Origin of the sequence: Streptomyces parvulus (assembly GCF_014648855.1) — a bacterium.
GTDB lineage: Bacteria > Actinomycetota > Actinomycetes > Streptomycetales > Streptomycetaceae > Streptomyces > Streptomyces parvulus.
Window position 1 is genome coordinate 380959 of sequence record NZ_BMRX01000005.1, and the last position, 16316, is coordinate 397274.

At 71.8% G+C, this 16316-nt stretch carries 14 protein-coding genes; 1 reads left to right on the forward strand and 13 read right to left on the reverse strand.

Annotation, left to right across the window (positions count from 1 at the left end; all coding sequences use genetic code 11):
* Positions 1-14 precede the first annotated feature (14 nt).
* The 6 genes from IE108_RS11840 to IE108_RS11865 form a co-directional block, all read right to left on the reverse strand.
* Complete coding sequence (locus IE108_RS11840; RefSeq protein WP_373296961.1) at positions 15-1628, reverse strand: beta-N-acetylhexosaminidase; 1614 nt, start codon at positions 1626-1628, stop codon at positions 15-17.
* Positions 1629-1638: 10 nt separating this feature from the next.
* Positions 1639-2496: a carbohydrate ABC transporter permease gene (locus IE108_RS11845; RefSeq protein WP_064728160.1), complete on the reverse strand. Its 858-nt coding sequence runs from the start codon at positions 2494-2496 to the stop codon at positions 1639-1641.
* Positions 2493-3458: a carbohydrate ABC transporter permease gene (locus tag IE108_RS11850; protein ID WP_064728161.1), complete on the reverse strand. Its 966-nt coding sequence runs from the start codon at positions 3456-3458 to the stop codon at positions 2493-2495. The genes IE108_RS11845 and IE108_RS11850 overlap by 4 nt, the downstream gene beginning before the upstream one ends.
* Positions 3455-4753, reverse strand: coding sequence for an extracellular solute-binding protein (locus IE108_RS11855; RefSeq protein WP_064728162.1), 1299 nt, complete (start codon positions 4751-4753; stop codon positions 3455-3457). Before IE108_RS11855 ends, IE108_RS11850 begins: the two co-directional genes overlap by 4 nt.
* Positions 4754-4964: 211 nt before the next feature.
* Positions 4965-5249, reverse strand: a complete 285-nt coding sequence (locus tag IE108_RS11860) for a DUF3039 domain-containing protein (protein WP_030402030.1) — start codon at positions 5247-5249, stop codon at positions 4965-4967.
* Between the two features lie 30 nt (positions 5250-5279).
* Positions 5280-5852, reverse strand: a complete 573-nt coding sequence (locus IE108_RS11865) for a YqgE/AlgH family protein (RefSeq protein WP_064728163.1) — start codon at positions 5850-5852, stop codon at positions 5280-5282.
* A gap of 234 nt (positions 5853-6086) precedes the next feature.
* On the opposite strand from IE108_RS11865, the gene murA reads away from it, so the two are divergent.
* Positions 6087-7433 carry a UDP-N-acetylglucosamine 1-carboxyvinyltransferase gene (gene murA, locus IE108_RS11870; RefSeq protein WP_064728164.1) on the forward strand — a complete coding sequence of 449 codons (1347 nt, stop codon included), beginning with the start codon at positions 6087-6089 and terminating at the stop codon, positions 7431-7433.
* A 190-nt stretch (positions 7434-7623) separates the two neighbouring features.
* On the opposite strand, the gene IE108_RS11875 is transcribed toward murA, so the two are convergent.
* The 7 genes from IE108_RS11875 to IE108_RS11905 all read right to left on the reverse strand — a co-directional run bounded on the left by IE108_RS11875 (position 7624) and on the right by IE108_RS11905 (position 16287).
* The gene (locus IE108_RS11875) at positions 7624-7905 is read right to left on the reverse strand and encodes an HU family DNA-binding protein (RefSeq protein WP_003990598.1); all 282 of its coding nucleotides are present in this window, start codon (positions 7903-7905) and stop codon (positions 7624-7626) included.
* A gap of 353 nt (positions 7906-8258) precedes the next feature.
* Positions 8259-9674 (reverse strand): NAD-dependent malic enzyme, encoded by a 1416-nt coding sequence (locus tag IE108_RS11880; RefSeq protein ID WP_064728165.1) that lies wholly within the window; start codon positions 9672-9674, stop codon positions 8259-8261.
* A 407-nt stretch (positions 9675-10081) separates the two neighbouring features.
* Positions 10082-12403, reverse strand: coding sequence for a HelD family protein (locus IE108_RS11885; RefSeq protein WP_064728166.1), 2322 nt, complete (start codon positions 12401-12403; stop codon positions 10082-10084).
* Positions 12404-12485: 82 nt separating this feature from the next.
* Positions 12486-13271, reverse strand: coding sequence for a zf-HC2 domain-containing protein (locus IE108_RS11890; RefSeq protein WP_064728167.1), 786 nt, complete (start codon positions 13269-13271; stop codon positions 12486-12488).
* Positions 13272-13330: 59 nt separating this feature from the next.
* Positions 13331-13855: a sigma-70 family RNA polymerase sigma factor gene (locus IE108_RS11895; protein ID WP_007450155.1), complete on the reverse strand. Its 525-nt coding sequence runs from the start codon at positions 13853-13855 to the stop codon at positions 13331-13333.
* A 184-nt stretch (positions 13856-14039) separates the two neighbouring features.
* Positions 14040-14630, reverse strand: coding sequence for a CGNR zinc finger domain-containing protein (locus IE108_RS11900; protein ID WP_064728168.1), 591 nt, complete (start codon positions 14628-14630; stop codon positions 14040-14042).
* Between the two features lie 502 nt (positions 14631-15132).
* Complete coding sequence (locus tag IE108_RS11905) at positions 15133-16287, reverse strand: uroporphyrinogen-III synthase (protein ID WP_064728169.1); 1155 nt, start codon at positions 16285-16287, stop codon at positions 15133-15135.
* Positions 16288-16316: the final 29 nt, after the last annotated feature.

The window sequence follows — 16316 nt, forward strand, 5'->3', positions numbered from 1 at the left end:
CGGGGGCTTTCTCCTTACTTGTTCGGTGGTGGTCCGTCGAGCGGCCGCCCGAGCACGCCGGGGCGCCGCTGCCAGGGCAGTGGACCGCCGGGCGGCCGGTAGGCGACGCCCAGGGCGTCAAGTCGCCGGTAGTGGGCGGCCATCCGGCCCTCGAAGGCGTCGAAGTCCCGGTCGGCCGGGGCGGGCAGGGCGCTCCAGGAGACCTCGGCGAACGCGGCGAGCCGCGGGAAGGTCTGGTAGTCGACGCGCGCCTGGTTCTCCATCACCTCGGTCCACACGTTCGCCTGGGTGCCGATCACATGTCCGGACTCGTCCGGTGTCAGTTCCGCCGGAACCGGCTCGAACCGGTACACGTCCTCCAGGGTGCGCACGAAGCCGATCGGCACCGGCTCGTCCTCCCCTGCGTGCTGCCGGTGGTCCAGGTACACCTGCTGCTCGGGGCACATCACCACGTCGTGCCCCGCGCGCGCGGCGGCGATCCCGCCGGCGTACCCGCGCCAGGAGGCCACGGCCGCGCCCTTGGCGAGACCGCCCTCCAGGATCTCGTCCCAGCCGATGAGCCGGCGTCCGCGTTCGCTCAGCCAGGTGTCGAAGTGCTGGATGAACCAGGCCTGGAGTTCGTCCTCGTCGGCCAGCGCGAGTTCCCTGATGCGGGCCTGCGCCGTGGCCGAGCGCCGCCACTGCTCCTTGGGGCATTCGTCGCCGCCGATGTGGATGAACTCCGAGGGGAAAAGCTCCAGGAGTTCCTCGAACACGCCCTCGTAGAACCGCAGTGTGTTCTCGGTGGGCGCGAGTACGTTCGGGGAGACGCCCCAGGTGTCCCAGACGGAGAGCGCGGTGGTGTCGATCACATCGGTGTTGCCGAGTTCCGGATACGCGGCGATCGCCGCCTGCGAGTGGCCCGGTACGTCGATTTCGGGGACGACGGTGATGTGCCGTTCGGCGGCGTAGGCGACGATCTCCCGGATGTCCTCCTGGGTGTAGTAACCACCGTGGGGTTTGTCCTCCCAGAGCGGCGAGGCGCGGTGGCCGTATTTGGTGCGGGCCCGCCAGGAGCCGGTCTCGGTGAGCTTCGGGTACCGCCTGATCTCGACGCGCCAGCCCTGGTCGTCCGTCAGGTGGAAGTGCAGGACGTTGAGTTTGTGGGCGGCCATCAGGTCCAGGTAGCGCAGGACGCCGTCCTTCGGCATGAAGTGCCGGGCGACGTCCAGCATCAGTCCGCGCCAGCGGAAGCGGGGCGCGTCCTCGATCCGGACCAACGGCAGCCGCCACCGGCGGTCGGGCAGCGGCGCGCGCCGGAAGGCGTCCGGGCCGAGCAGCTGCCGCAGCGTCTGGGCGCCCCAGAGGAGGCCGGCGGGCCCGCCGCCGGTCAGCCGCACGCCGGTCGGTGCGACGTCGAGGAGGTAGCCCTCGTCGGGCAGTGCGGCGTCGAGGGACAGGCGGATCACGCCGTCGTCCCCCGTGCCGGGGGCCAGCGGCAGGCCGGTCGCCGCGCCCAGCGTGGCGCGCAGCCACCGTTCGGTCGTCCCGGTGCCCTCGTCCGCCACCACCCCGGTCTCCGGACCGAGGGTGAAGAAACCGCCCTCGCCGGAGGTCACTTGCACGGGCTGGGGAATCACGTCCGTCACGTCCGTCACGTCAGTCCTTTACCGCTCCGCCGAGGCCGGAGACGAGTCGTCGTTGTACGAGTACGAAGAAGACCAGCACCGGAATCGTCATCACCGTGGAGCCGGCCATTACGCCGCCCCAGTCGGGATCGTCCGGCTTGTAGAAGACCAGCAGAGCCATCGGCAGCGTCGACTGCGAGGTGTCGCTGATGATGAACGACTTGGCGAACAGGAAGTCGTTCCAGGTCGAGATGAAGGAGAAGACGCTGGTCGCCACGAGCCCCGGGAAGACCAGCGGGAAAAGGATCTGCCACAGGAATCGCGAGCGGCTCGCCCCGTCCATGTGGGCGGCTTCCTCCAGGGCTTCCGGCACCGCTTTCACGAAGCCCCGCAGCATCCAGATCGCGAAGGGCAGCGAGAAGGCGATGTGGGGCAGGATCAGCGAGCCCAGGGTGTTCAGCTGGCCGGCGTCCCGCATGAGGAAGAACAGCGGGATGGTGAGCGCCTCCACGGGCACCATCTGGGCCACCAGGAACATGATGAGCAGGGTGGTCCGGAAACGGAACCGGAATCGCGTCACCGCCGTCGCCGCGAGGAACGCGATCAGCGCCGAGGCGACCACGACGGTGCCCGCCACGAGCAGGCTGTTGAGGAAGTAACGGCCGAATTCCTGCTGCCCGAAGACCCGCCGGAAGGAGTCCAGGGTGGGCGCCAGCGTCCACGGCCGCGGTTCGCTCGACTCGATCTCGCCGGCCGGTTTGAAGGCGCTCAGCACCATCCAGTAGAGCGGGAAGGCGACCACGACCGCGATCAGCAGCGCGGACGCCTCGGCCGCCAGCCGCCACGGCCGGCGCACCCGCGGGCGGGGAAGACGCAGCGGAAGATTCACAGTTCCTCCCCCTGGCGGCGCAGCAGCCGCAGGTAGACCAGCGTCACGGCGAGCAGGATCAGCAGCATCACGACGCCGATCGCCGAGCCGAGGCTGTACTGCGAGGACGCGAAGGCCTTCTGGTAGGCGTAGACGTTGAGGACCAGGTTCTGGCCGGCGATGCCGCCGCCGTTCGTCATGACGTAGATCTGGGTGAAGACCTTGAAGTCCCAGATGACCGACTGGATGGTGACGACCACCAGGATCGGCCGGAGCATCGGCGCCAGCACCGAGCGCCAGATCCGCCACTGCGAGGCGCCGTCCAGCGCGGCCGCCTCCAGCACCTCACCGGGCACGGCCTTGATCCCGGCGTAGACGGTCACCATGACGAACGGGAAGGAGCACCAGACCACTTCGAGCAGGACGAGCAGGAAGGCGCTGTAGCGCCCGTACGTCCAGGAGTGGTCGCCCAGGCCGAGCATCCGGTTGACGGGTCCGAAGTCGGGGTCGAACAGCAGCAGCCACACCGTGGATCCGGTCACCGCCGGGGTGGCCCACGCACCGAGGGCGGCCAGCATCAGCACCAGCCGCGGCACGGCCCGCACCCGGGTGAGCAGCACGGCCAGCGCGCACCCGACGGCGAGCGTGGACACGACGCAGGCGGCGGCGAACACGACGGTGGCGAGCAGCACCCGCCAGAACTCCCCGTCCCCGAACAGCTCCGCGTAGTTCCCGAACCCCCGGAAGGCCGTCGCCTCCCCACCGGACACCTGCGCCTGCGTGTACTCCAGGAAGGAGATCAGCCCGAGCTGGTAGACGGGGTAGACGAGCAGCCCACCGAGGACGACGAGAGCGGGCGCGAGATAGATCCAGGGGGTCCTGGACGCGCCCCCGAAGGGGCGCGGGGAACTGCGCGAAGTACCCCGACGCACCCGCACCCGCCCCCGAACAGCACCACCCGAGCTACTAGGCGAAACCGTCATCCGGCGGAGCCAAACGCCGCGTCCATCTTCTTCGCGGCATCCCCGGCGGCAGCGTCGACGTCCTTCTTGCCGCTGACCACCTCCTGGAACATCGTCGGCAGCACCTGCGAGGAGTCGATCGTCGCCCACGCCGGCGAGGCCGGGACGAACTTCGTGCCGGCGGCGAGCGTGTCCACGAACGGCTTCACGAACGGCTCCTCCTTGGCCACCTGCTGGCGCACGTCCGTGAAGGTCGGCAGGAAGCCCATCGCCTCGAACAGGTCGGCCTGCGCCTTCTTGGAGGCGAGCCGCTTCATCAGGTCGACGGCGAGCGTGCGGTGCGAGGTGCTCTTCAGGACGCCGATGTTGTTGCCGCCGGCGAAGGCCGGGGCGACGGAGCCGGGCTCGACTCCGGGCAGCGGCACCACCGCGTACTTGCCCTTGACCGTGCCGGCCTCCACGGCCTGGTGGCTGAAGTCGCCGCCGATCGCCATGGCCGCCTTGCCCGAGGCGAAGGCCGTGACGGTGTCGTTGCCGCCCATGCCGGCGCACTTGGCGGCCGGGCAGTTGTCGTCGCCGAACAGCGACGTGTACGCCTCGATGCCCTTGCGCGCGGCGGCGCTGTCGATCGCCGCCGCGTAGGAGCCGCCCTTGCCGGTGGCCAGTTCACCGCCGTTGGCCCAGATGAACGGCATCGCGCCGTAGGTGTAGGCACCGCCGACCGCGAGGCCGTACAACCCGGGCTTGGCGGCCCTGACCTGCTTGGCGGTGGAGGCCACCTCCGCCAGCGTCCGCGGGACGTCGAGGTCCAGTTCCTCGAAGACGTCGGTGCGGTAGTACAGGGCGCGGACGCCGACGAAGTAGGGGGCTCCGTAGACCTTGCCGTCCACCGTGACCGACTGGCGGGCGGTGGGGTCGGTGTCCTTGGCCTCGTCCCAGGCACCGAACTCCTCGGTGACGTCGGCGAGTCCGCCGTCCTTCACGTAGCCGGCCGTGTCGGTGTTGCCGAACTCGATGACGTCCGGGGCGCTCTTGGGGTCGTTGAACGCGGCCTTGATGCGCTGGGCGCGGGTCTCGACGGGGATGTACTCGACGCTGACCTCGGTGTCCTCGTGCGCCTTCTCGAAGTCGGCGAGGACCGCGTCGACGACCTTCTCCTTGGGCTTGGTGTCGACTTCCTGGAAGAGCCAGACCCGTAGCGTGCCGCTCTTCTCGTCCTTGCCGGAGGAGGAGTTGTCGGACGTCTGGGGGGCGCAGGCGGTCGCGGAGACGACGGCGGCGGCCAGCAGTACGGCCAGGCGGGGGGCGAGCTTCATGGAGTGTTCCTCCGGACGTGCGTTGCAACATATGCAATGACGGTTTCGCTCTGCACAACACCCAGGAGAGTAGGGAGTACATGAACATGTCCACAAGAGGTCTGAACCAGTTAGTGACGCCGGGGCACCGCACCCGGAACGCGCGAAGGCCCCCGGAGTGCGCGCGGGCACACTCCGGGGGCCTTCGGGACAGTCTCTTGGGGCGGAACCGCTACTTCTTGTCGCCGCCCTTGCCCTCGTCCCCGCCGCCGCTCATGGACTCGTAGATCTCCTTGCACATGGGGCAGACCGGGTACTTCTTGGGGTCGCGGCCCGGCACCCAGACCTTGCCGCACAGCGCGACGACGGGGGTGCCGTCGAGGGCGCTCGCCATGATCTTGTCCTTCTGGACGTAATGGGCGAAGCGCTCGTGGTCGCCGTCACCGTGGGACGTCTGCGGCGTCGGCTCAACGAGGGTCCCCGTACCAGTCCCGCGCTCGGGCTCGAGAGTGCTCATAAGGGCCAAGGGTACTGAAGCTCACAGGCTTCAGTTGAGCGAAGGGTCGTCCGGATACGTGGCCACCATCGCCAGGTCTCCCCGCTGGCGGCGCAGCACCTCGCGCCAGAGCCGCTCGGGGAACGGGGAGGAGACGTCACCGGGCTCGGACTCGACCACGTACCAGGCGCCCTCCGCCAGCTCGTCCTCCAGCTGGCCGGGCCCCCAGCCGGCGTACCCGGCGAAGATGCGCAGGGCGCCCACGGCGGGCGCCAGCAGCTCGGGCGGCGCCTCCAGGTCGACCAGGCCGATCGCGCCGTGCACCCGGCGCCAGCCCAGCGGCGCACGCTCACCGGACGCCCCGCCCGGGACGACCGCGACACCGAGGGCCGAGTCCAGCGACACCGGGCCGCCCTGGAAGACCACGCCCGGCTCGCCCGCCAGGTCCGCCCAGTCCTCCAGGATGTCGCCCACGTCGACCGGTGTGGGACGGTTGAGGACGACACCGAGGGAGCCCTCCTCGTCGTGGTCGAGAAGGAGCACCACCGCACGCTCGAAGTTCGGGTCCGCCAGGGCGGGCGTGGCCACGAGCAGCCGCCCCGTGAGCGAGGACACCTCGGTCATGCCTGACATGATCCCGCATGTTCCCCTCCCGTGGGGAGGCAATCGGGGGCACGGGGGTGAACACGCACCCGGCGCGCGCTCCACGGTCGTGACCCCCCGTGCGCGCCGGGGAACGCCACGTGTTGTGACGAATCCATGACGTAGCCCGACCGTGCACAGGCTTACAGAAGGGGGGTACAAGGCGATTACCCTTTCCCTTCTGGCCCCTGCCCGAACCCACGGAACGCGAGATTCATGACCGTCAACGGCGCTGATGACGTACTGCTTGTCCACGGCGGAACCCCGCTGGAGGGCGAGATCCGGGTCCGCGGTGCGAAGAACCTCGTGCCGAAGGCCATGGTGGCCGCCCTGCTGGGCAGTGCGCCGAGCCGGCTGCGCAACGTGCCGGACATCCGTGACGTGCGGGTGGTGCGCGGACTGCTCCAGCTGCACGGGGTGACGGTCCGTCCGGGCGAGGAGCCCGGCGAGCTGGTGATGGACCCGACGCACGTGGAGAGCGCGAACGTCGCCGACATCGATGCCCACGCGGGCTCGTCGCGCATCCCGATCCTGTTCTGCGGCCCGCTGCTGCACCGCCTCGGCCACGCCTTCATCCCCGGCCTCGGCGGCTGCGACATCGGCGGCCGCCCCATCGACTTCCACTTCGACGTGCTGCGCCAGTTCGGCGCGAAGATCGAGAAGCGCGCCGACGGCCAGTACCTGGAGGCCCCGCAGCGGCTGCGCGGCACGAAGATCCGGCTGCCGTACCCGTCCGTCGGCGCGACCGAGCAGGTGCTGCTCACGGCCGTGCTGGCCGAGGGCGTCACCGAGCTGTCCAACGCGGCCGTCGAGCCGGAGATCGAGGACCTGATCTGCGTCCTGCAGAAAATGGGCGCGATCATCGCGATGGACACCGACCGCACGATCCGCATCACCGGTGTGGACGAGCTGGGCGGCTACACCCACCGCGCCCTCTCGGACCGCCTGGAGGCGGCCTCCTGGGCGTCGGCGGCGCTGGCGACCGAGGGCGACGTCTACGTCCGCGGCGCCCAGCAGCGGTCGATGATGACCTTCCTCAACACCTTCCGGAAGGTGGGCGGCGCCTTCGAGATCGAGGACGAGGGCATCCGCTTCTGGCACCCCGGCGGCCGGCTGAAGTCCATCGCCCTGGAGACGGACGTGCACCCCGGCTTCCAGACGGACTGGCAGCAGCCGCTGGTGGTCGCGCTGACGCAGGCGACGGGCCTGTCCATCGTCCACGAGACGGTCTACGAGTCCCGGCTGGGCTTCACCTCCGCGCTCAACCAGATGGGCGCGCACATCCAGCTCTACCGCGAGTGCCTGGGCGGCTCCGACTGCCGTTTCGGGCAGCGCAACTTCCTGCACTCGGCCGTGGTCTCCGGACCGACCAAGCTGGAGGGCGCCGACCTGGTCATCCCCGACCTGCGGGGCGGCTTCTCGTACCTGATCGCCGCGCTGGCGGCCGAGGGCACCTCCCGGGTCCACGGCATCGACCTGATCAACCGGGGCTACGAGAACTTCATGGAGAAGCTCGTGGAACTGGGCGCGAAGGTCGAGCTGCCGGGCAAGGCACTCGGCTAGCCGGGCACGGCACGACGCCGATGGGGCGGTCACCCGGATTCCGGGTGACCGCCCCATCGGCGTCGTGCTGTGTGCGCCCCGTCAGGGGCGCGGGGAACTGCGCGACAAGCCACGATGTCGCCGCACCCGCCCACGGCCCGCAGGCCACGAGGACGGTCCGCGCAGTCACCCGGCACTCCGGGCGGAGCGCCTACTTGCCCTTGGCGGCTTCCTTGAGCTTGGAGCCCGCGGAGACCTTGACGCTGTAGCCGGCCGGAATCTGGATCGGCTCGCCGGTCTGCGGGTTGCGGGCGGTGCGAGCGGCACGGTGGGTGCGCTCGAAGGTCAGGAAGCCGGGGATGGTGACCTTCTCGTCGCCCTTGGAGACGATGTCGCCGACGACGTCGGCGAACGCGGCCAGCACGGCGTCGGCGTCCTTGCGGGTCACCTCGGCGCGGTCGGCCAGCGCGGCCACCAGCTCACTGCGGTTCATGTTGTTACTCCCGTGTTCTTCTTGCCGTTGAGGCGTGCCACGCGGCGGAGCCGCATGTTGGGCACAGCGATGCCGATGCTGCCAGGGGCCTCTGACACTCCCCGGACCCGGGTCGGTCGTCGGACCCCTCGCGCCCAGGGAGGCATCCTGCCTCCACCTGCGGCGGTAAAGCCAATCCGGCACCCCCAGGAGTCGTGAGAACACCCTTGGGAGTCACACGATGAGAGGGCCTGAGCCTTGCGCCACACTAGAGGGCGACACAAGGCCCGCCGCCGCGCGACGCGCCGGTGGAGCCGCCGGTGGTGGTGATCCTCACCACCACGCCACGGACCGCCTGCCCCCGTCGGGGGAACCTACGCCACCACTCCCGCGGCCTTCGCGGCCTCGCGCACGGCGCCCGCGACGGCACCGGCGACCTTGTCGTTGAAGACGCTCGGAATGATGTAGTTCGGGTTGATCTCGTCCTCGGTGACGACGTCCGCCAGGGCGTGCGCGGCGGCCAGCATCATCTCGGTGTTGACCGTGCGGGACTGGGCGTCGAGCAGGCCGCGGAAGACGCCCGGGAAGACCAGCACGTTGTTGATCTGGTTCGGGAAGTCCGAGCGGCCGGTGGCGACGACCGCCGCCGTCCGGCGGGCGACGGCCGGGTCCACCTCGGGGTCCGGGTTCGCGAGCGCGAAGACGATCGCGCCGTCCACCATGGCGGCCACGTCGTCGCCGTCGAGGACGTTGGGGGCCGACACGCCGATGAAGACGTCCGCGCCGTGCACGGCCTCCTTGAGGGTGCCGGTGAGGCCCTCGGGGTTGGTGTTGTCGGCGATCCAGCGCAGGGCCGACTCCGGCGCGGCGTCGACCAGGTCGGCGCGTCCGGCGTGCACGACGCCGTGGATGTCGGCGACCACGGCGTTCTTCACACCGGCCGCGAGCAGCAGCTTGAGGATGGCCGTGCCGGCCGCGCCGGCGCCGGACATGACGACCCGCACGTTCTCGATGCCCTTGCCCACCACGCGCAGGGCGTTGGTCAGGGCGGCCAGGACGACGATGGCGGTGCCGTGCTGGTCGTCGTGGAAGACGGGGATGTCCAGGGCCTCGCGCAGCCGGGCCTCGATCTCGAAGCAGCGGGGCGCGGAGATGTCCTCCAGGTTGATGCCCGCGAAGCCCGGGGCGATGGCCTTGACGATCTCGACGATCGCGTCCGTGTCCTGGGTGTCCAGGCAGATCGGCCAGGCGTCGATGCCGGCGAACCGCTTGAAGAGGGCCGCCTTGCCCTCCATCACCGGCAGGGCGGCCTTCGGACCGATGTTGCCGAGGCCGAGCACGGCGGAGCCGTCCGTCACGACCGCAACCGAGTTGCGCTTGATGGTGAGGCGCCGGGCGTCCTCGGGGTTCTCGGCGATCGCCATGCAGACGCGGGCGACGCCGGGGGTGTAGATCATGGAGAGGTCGTCGCGGTTGCGGATGGGGTGCTTCGACGCCATCTCGATCTTGCCGCCGAGGTGCATCAGGAAGGTACGGTCCGAGACCTTGCCCAGGCTGACGCCGTCGATGCCGCGCAGCTGCTCGACGATCTCGTCGGCGTGCGAGGTGGAGCCGGCCGCGATGGTGACGTCGATGCGGAGCTTGTCGTGGCCGGAGGCCGTGACGTCGAGGCCGGTGACCGAGCCGCCGGCGGCCTCCACCGCGGTGGTGAGCTGCGAGACGGCGGTTCCGCCCGCGGGCACCTCCAGCCGGACCGTCATCGAGTAGGAGACGCTGGGCGCCGTTGCCATGGCCGACTTCCTCTGCTTTCACCGTGTAACTGGGTTGTGCCGTCCGATCGTCGCACCTACCACCGAGTACGCGGTAGCCGCCCCGGATTGCGAACTTTGAGTTCGCGTGCACTTTCGGAAAACGACTTCCACCATACGAGAAGTCGCCCGTCGAGGAAAGGGGCCGCCGGAGAACGCCGGGCGGCCGGCGCGGGACGCGGCGAAGAACTCGCGGGACGGGAATTGCCTTGCGGGGATCGTTTGTTACCTTGGACGTGGCACCGGCTCGATCCAAGCCCCCGGGCCCAACCTTCGTCGCTACGAGCGACCACTTGCCGCGAGGCGAGCATGGCGGGTCGGTGCCACCTGGACAGAAGACGAGAGCCCCGCACCGCGCACGGTGCGGGGCTCTCGTGCGTCTCTCCGCCTCAGTCGCGCAGCAGGTCCGGCACCCCGCGGGCGTCCGGCTCGTCGCGCTCGCCCGAGACCACCGTGAGCTGCTGGGTGGCCCGGGTCAGGGCGACGTACAGCACCCGCAGCCCGGCGGGCGACTCGTCGGCGATCTCGGCCGGGGAGACGACGACCGTCGCGTCGTACTCGAGCCCCTTCGCCTCCAGGCTGCCCAGCGCCACGACCCGGTCGCCGAGGCCGGCCAGCAGGCGCCGGGCCTCCTCGCGCCGGTTCATGGCGACCACGACGCCGACGGTGCCGTCCACGAGGCCGAGCAGCCGGGCGGCCTCGGCGCGGACCGTGCCGCCGAGGGAGGCCTCCGCGGCGACGAAGCGCGGCTCCACGCCGGTCGAACGCACCGCCGACGGCGAGGTGGCGCCCGGCAGGGCGAGGGCGAGCACCCTGGCCGCCAGCTCGGCGATCTCCGCCGGGTTGCGGTAGTTCACGGTCAGCTCGAAGCGGCGGCGCGGGCGCGTGCCCAGGGCCTCGTCGCGGGCCTCGGCCGCCTCGTCCGGGTCGGACCAGGAGGACTGGGCCGGATCGCCCACGACGGTCCAGGTGGCGTGCCGGCCGCGGCGGCCCACCATCCGCCACTGCATCGGGGTGAGGTCCTGCGCCTCGTCGACGATGACGTGGGCGTACTCGGTGCGCTCCTGCGCCAGCCGCTCGGCGCGCTCCCACTGGGTCTCCTCGCGCTGGGGCATCAGCTCCTCCAGACCGGTGAGCTGGTCCAGCGGGTCCGCCTCGCGCCGCTTGCGGGGGCGGGCCGGGGTGCCGACGATCGCCTGGAGTTCGTCGAGCAGGGCGACGTCGTGCACGGAGTGGCCCTCGCGGCGCAGCGAACGGGCCACCTTGCGGACCTCGCCCGGGTTCAGGACGCGGCGGGCCCAGCGGCCGAGGCGCCGCTCGTCCGCCATGGCCGCGAGCACGGCGCCGGGGGTCAGCTCCGGCCACCAGGCGTCCAGGAAGCCGGTGAAGGAGTCCTCCGAGCTGACGTCCTCGTCGAAGGAGGACCGCAGCTCGGCGGCGAGCTCCGGGTCGCTGTGCCGGGTGCCGGCGCCGGACTTCTCCCACAGGGCGTCGAGGAGCAGCCGGCGGGCGCGCGGCCGCAGCAGGTTGACGGGGGCAGTGCCGCCGAGGACGGTGCGGCGGATGCCGGCCAGCTCCCCGGCCTCCAGTTCGAGGCGGCGGTTGAACGCGACGACCCTCAGCAGGGTCGGCGAGTCGGCCGGCTCCAGCGCGCCGCGCGCGGCCCGGCGCAGCACCCGGAGCATGCGGGAGGAGCCCTTGACGCGGGCGGTGGCCGGCGAGTCGTACAGCGTGGCCCCGGCGGGCGCCGCGTCGTCGGCCAGGGAGCCGATCGCGCGGATGGCGACCTGGCCCTCCTCGCCGAGGGACGGCAGCACGCCCTCGGTGTACGCCACCAGGAGCGGGGTCGGCGAGACGATCAGGATGCCGCCCGCGTACCGTCGCCGGTCCTGGTAGAGCAGGTAGGCCGCGCGGTGCAGGGCGACGGCGGTCTTGCCGGTGCCGGGGCCGCCCTCGACGTAGGTCACGGAGGCGGCGGGGGCGCGGATCACGCGGTCCTGCTCGGCCTGGATGGAGGCCACGATGTCCCGCATCGTGTGGGTGCGGGCCTGGCCGAGCGCGGCCATCAGGGCACCGTCGCCCACCACGGCCAGTTCCTCGCCGTCCAGGCGGGCGGTGATCTCGGGCCGCATGAGGTCGTCCTCGACGCCGAGCACGCGCCGCCCCTTGGAGCGGATCACCCGGCGGCGCACGACCCGGCCCGGGTCGACCGGCGTGGACCGGTAGAACGGGGCCGCGGCGGGCGCCCGCCAGTCGATGACCAGCGGGGCGTACTCCTCGTCCAGGACGCCGATGCGGCCGATGTGGAGGGTCTCGGCGATGTCGGCCGTGTTGTCGGGCCCGAGGGCGCCCTCGGCGGGCTCGACCGCCGTGTACGCGCCGTCCGGGCCCTTCCTGCCGTCCTTGCCGAGGAGCAGGTCGATGCGGCCGAACAGGAAGTCCTCGAACTCGTTGTTCAGGCGGTTGAGGTGGATGCCGGCCCGGAAGACCTGCGCGTCGCGCTCGGCGAGCGCGCCGGGTGTGCCGACGTGGCCGCGCTGGGCGGCGTCGTGCATGAGGAACTCGGCCTCGTGGATCTTCTCCTCGAGTCGGCGGTACACCCGGTCGAGGTGCGCCTGTTCCACGCCGATCTCTCGGTCCCGTACCGAGTCCTCGCGCACGGGGTCGTGCGCCGAGCCGACCGCTGAATCCTGTTGAGCCTGTGCGGCCACCGGGCCCCCTTCTGACGTGCTGGGCAGCCGTCAAAGGTACGCGAAGGGGGGCCCGGAAGCCACGGCACGCCTGGGAACGGGCCTACGCGTCCACCTCGACCAGCCGTTCGCCGTCGAAGGTCATGACCTCGAAGTGGTCGATCTGGTTGGGTTCGAAGGCGGCGCCGCCGTGCACGTAGAGCGGCTTCTTGGCCTTCTCCGTGGTGGCGTCCGGGATGCCGTACCCCCAGTCGGGGACCGTCCAGGAGCTGAGCGTCTCGCGCTCGCCGTTCTTGCCGACGGCGACCAGGGAGCACTTCTCGGGCCCCTTGACGTTCTTCAGCTCCAGGACCGCCTCGGTGCCCCAGGCCTTCTTCTCCAGGGCCACGGTGGCGCTGACCTCGGTGGCCGGATCGGTGGCGGTGACCCGGTCGGGCATGGCGGCGAAGGCGGACTCGGCGGGGCTGCCGGTCTGCTCCTGGGAGGCCTCGGTCCTGCGTCCGCCCCCGTCGTCGCCACCGCCGCCGCCCGTGGTGGCCACGGCGGCGAACGGGCCGCCGATGATCAGCGCGGCGGCGGTGCCCACCAGGTAGAAGTTGCGCCGGCGCTTGCTGGCGCGGCGCTCGGCGACCTCGTCGACCAGCTTCTCCGACAGCCGGGGGCTCGGTTTCGCGGCGAGCGACTCGGCGATGGCCGGCGTACCGGCGCCGGGCAGATCGGCGAGGGCGGCCATCATCGGTTCCATCCCGGCCAGCTCGTCGAGCTGCTGGGCGCACCACTCGCAGGTGGCGAGGTGGGCCTCGAAAGCGGTTGCCTCGGCGTCGTCGAGGATTCCGAGGGCGTAGGCGCCGACGGTCTCGTGTTCGTTCGGCACCGGTGATCCCTGCATGGGGACAGAATTACCCGTATCCCCCGGACCGAACCCCTGAACTCCCCCGTACCCGCTCATCACGCCGTCACCCCCCGCTCCTCCAGTGCCAGCTTCATCGAACGCAGGGCGTAGAACACCCGGGAGCGCACGGTGCCGCTGGGTATGCCCAGTGTCTGCGCCGCCTCATTGACGGTACGCCCCTTGAAGTACGTCTCGACGAGGACCTCACGGTGAGCCGGGGTCAGGTCGTCGAGCGCGTCCGACAGCGTCATCAGCCACAGCGCCTTGTCGATCTCGTCCTCCGCGGGGATGACCTCCAGCGGCGACGGATCGACCTCCTGCGGCCGGGCCTGCCGGCTGCGGTGACCGTCGATGACGATGCGCCGGGCGACCGTCACCAGCCAGGGGCGTACCGATCCGGTCGCACGGTTGAGCTGACCGGCGTTCTTCCAGGCACGGATGAGCGTCTCCTGGACGACGTCCTCGGCGCGCTGGCGGTCCCCCGCGACCAGCCTCAGCACATAGGCCAGCAAGGGGCCGGCGTGCTCGCGGTAGAGCGCGCGCATCAGCTCCTCGTCGGGTTCCGAGGACGATTGGGACATGCGATGTCGGGCCCTCGCACCACGTTCATTGGCCACGACGGAATCCTTGCGCACGCCCACCTCCGATGTCCGGGGGTTCCCCCAGTCGGTCGCTCGCCCATTCGGTACGGACGCGAAGTGCGGCGTGTTCAAAGAGAGATGAGAGTTTTCCCGGGGCGGTGTGACGAAGGGGGCGTGGGTGTACTTATCGGGCGAGGGCGGCGCGACGGCGGTGCCGGGCGACCCGTTCGCGGTTGCCGCAGACCTCGCTGGAGCACCAGCGCCTGCGGTGCCCGCGGGAGGTGTCCACGTAGAGGATCGGGCAGTTGTCGCCCTCGCACTGGCGCAGACCGGCCCGCGCGACCGGGTCGGTGAGCAGTTCGACGGCGTCCCGGGCGAGGGCGCCGAGCAGCGCCGCGCACTGCGGCGGGCCGGTCAGTTCGCGGGTCAGCGCGCCGTCCTCGCCGTGCACCGCGCGCGGGGCCGGGGGCGCGGCGAGCGCCAGGTCGTTGACGCGGGCCAGCGCCAGGTCGTACCGCCGGGTGCGGGGTGCCGGGCGGACGCGCACCAACCGGGCGGTCTCGCGGCGCAGTTCGCGGAAGGCGGTCAGCCAGCCGGCGTCGGCGTGGGCCAGCGGGGTGCCGGGCGGGACGAGGCCGGAGCCGGCGATCCAGGCGCGCAGCACGACCACGGAGCCGAGGCGTTCGACGGGGTGGGTGGTGGCGATGAGGTCCAGGCAGATCCGCCCGGTGTCGAAGCGCAGCTCGTGGGGGTCGGTGGCCGTGCTCATTGCCATGTTCCTGTCACCGCCTGGAGGTGGCCCCGCCGGGGTCCGGGCTGGGAGGGGGAGCAGGTGGACCGCTCCCTCTACAGTGCCTGCCCGCACCCGCGCCCGGAACCCCTCGTACCGCCCCCGAACGGAGGCGCGTCCGCGCTCCCGCGCACGGGACCGCGATCGTCCCCCGCGAGGCTCTCCGACCGCACCCCCGGCCCCACACGCCCCGCGCCACGACCGGCCGTACGCGTCTCGCCGCCAAGACCCGCCGCACTCGCCACGCCGCCGCGACCGGCCGCACTCGCCTCGCCCCCAAGACCGCAGAGCCCGCTGGCCGCACCCGCCACGCGGTACCGCGCCGGGGTGCCGCTCGAAGCCCTGCCGTCGTCATCTCGGCCCGTCGGCAGGGTCCGTCATACGGCTGTGGCCGCGCCCACCCGGCCGTGGGCCTCAGCAGGCACGCCTGGCCCACCCCTGGCGGGGCGCCGCGACGCCCGGCCCAACGCTTCCGTGCCGCCGGCCCTCACGCGTCCGTCGTGTACTTGGCGTCCGTGGCCGGGTCCAGGGCGAGGCGGTAGCCGCGTTTGACCACCGTCTGGATGAGCTTGGGGGCGCCGAGCGACGTGCGCAGGCGGGCCATGGCCGTCTCGACGGCGTGTTCGTCGCGTCCGGCGCCCGGCAGGGCGCGCAGGAGGTCCGCGCGGGAGACCACCCAGCCCGGCCGCCGGGCCAGCGTCCGCAGCAGGGACATGCCGGCGGGCGGTACGGTCCGCAGCTCCCCGTCGACGAGCACCGCGTGCCCGCGGATCTCCAGCCGGAACCCGGCGACCGGCAGGGCACGGGCCCGCGCCGGGAGTTCCCGGCACAGCACCTGCACGAGCGGCCCCAGCCGGAAGCGCTCGGGTTGGACCGTCTCGACGCCGTGCGCCTGGAGCGGCACCGCGGTGACCGGTCCGACGCAGGCCGGCAGCACGCCGTGCCCGAACGCGGCCAGCAGCTCCGGCAGCAGACCGCGCTCCTCGGCGCGCCCCAGCAGCGACGCGGCGGCGGGCGCGCTGGTGAACGTCACGGCGTCCACGCCCCGTGACACGGTGGCGTCCAGCAAGCGGTCCACGGGGCCGAGGTCCTCCGGCGGCAGCCACCGGTACACGGGCACGCCGACCACCTCCGCGCCGCCCTCCCGCAGCGCCTCCACGAACCCCGGCAGCGGCTCGCCGTGCAGCTGTACGGCGATGCGGCGGCCGTCGACGCCCTCCTCCAGGAGCCGGTCGAGCACCTCCGCCATGGACTCCGACGACGGCGACCACCGCTCCGTCAGCCCCGCGGCCCGCACCGCGCCCTTGACCTTCGGTCCGCGCGCCAGCAGCTCGACGGCGCCCAGCCGCTCCAGCAGGGCGTCGCCGAGCCCCCAGCCGTCGGCGGCCTCGACCCAGCCGCGGAACCCGATGGCGGTGGTGGCGACGACGACGTCCGGTGCCTGGTCGATGAGCTGCTTGGTCGCGGCCATCAGCTCGCTGTCGTCGGCGAGCGGCACGATCCGCAGCGCCGGTGCGTGCTGGACGGCGGCACCGCGCCGCTGGAGCAGGGCGCCCAGTTCGTCGGCCCGGCGGGCGGCGGTCACGCCGACGGTGAATCCGGCCAGCGGGCCGTGGTCAGGTCGCTGCTGTTCGTCGTCCATCGCTCGCCGCGCTCCGATCCTCACGCCCA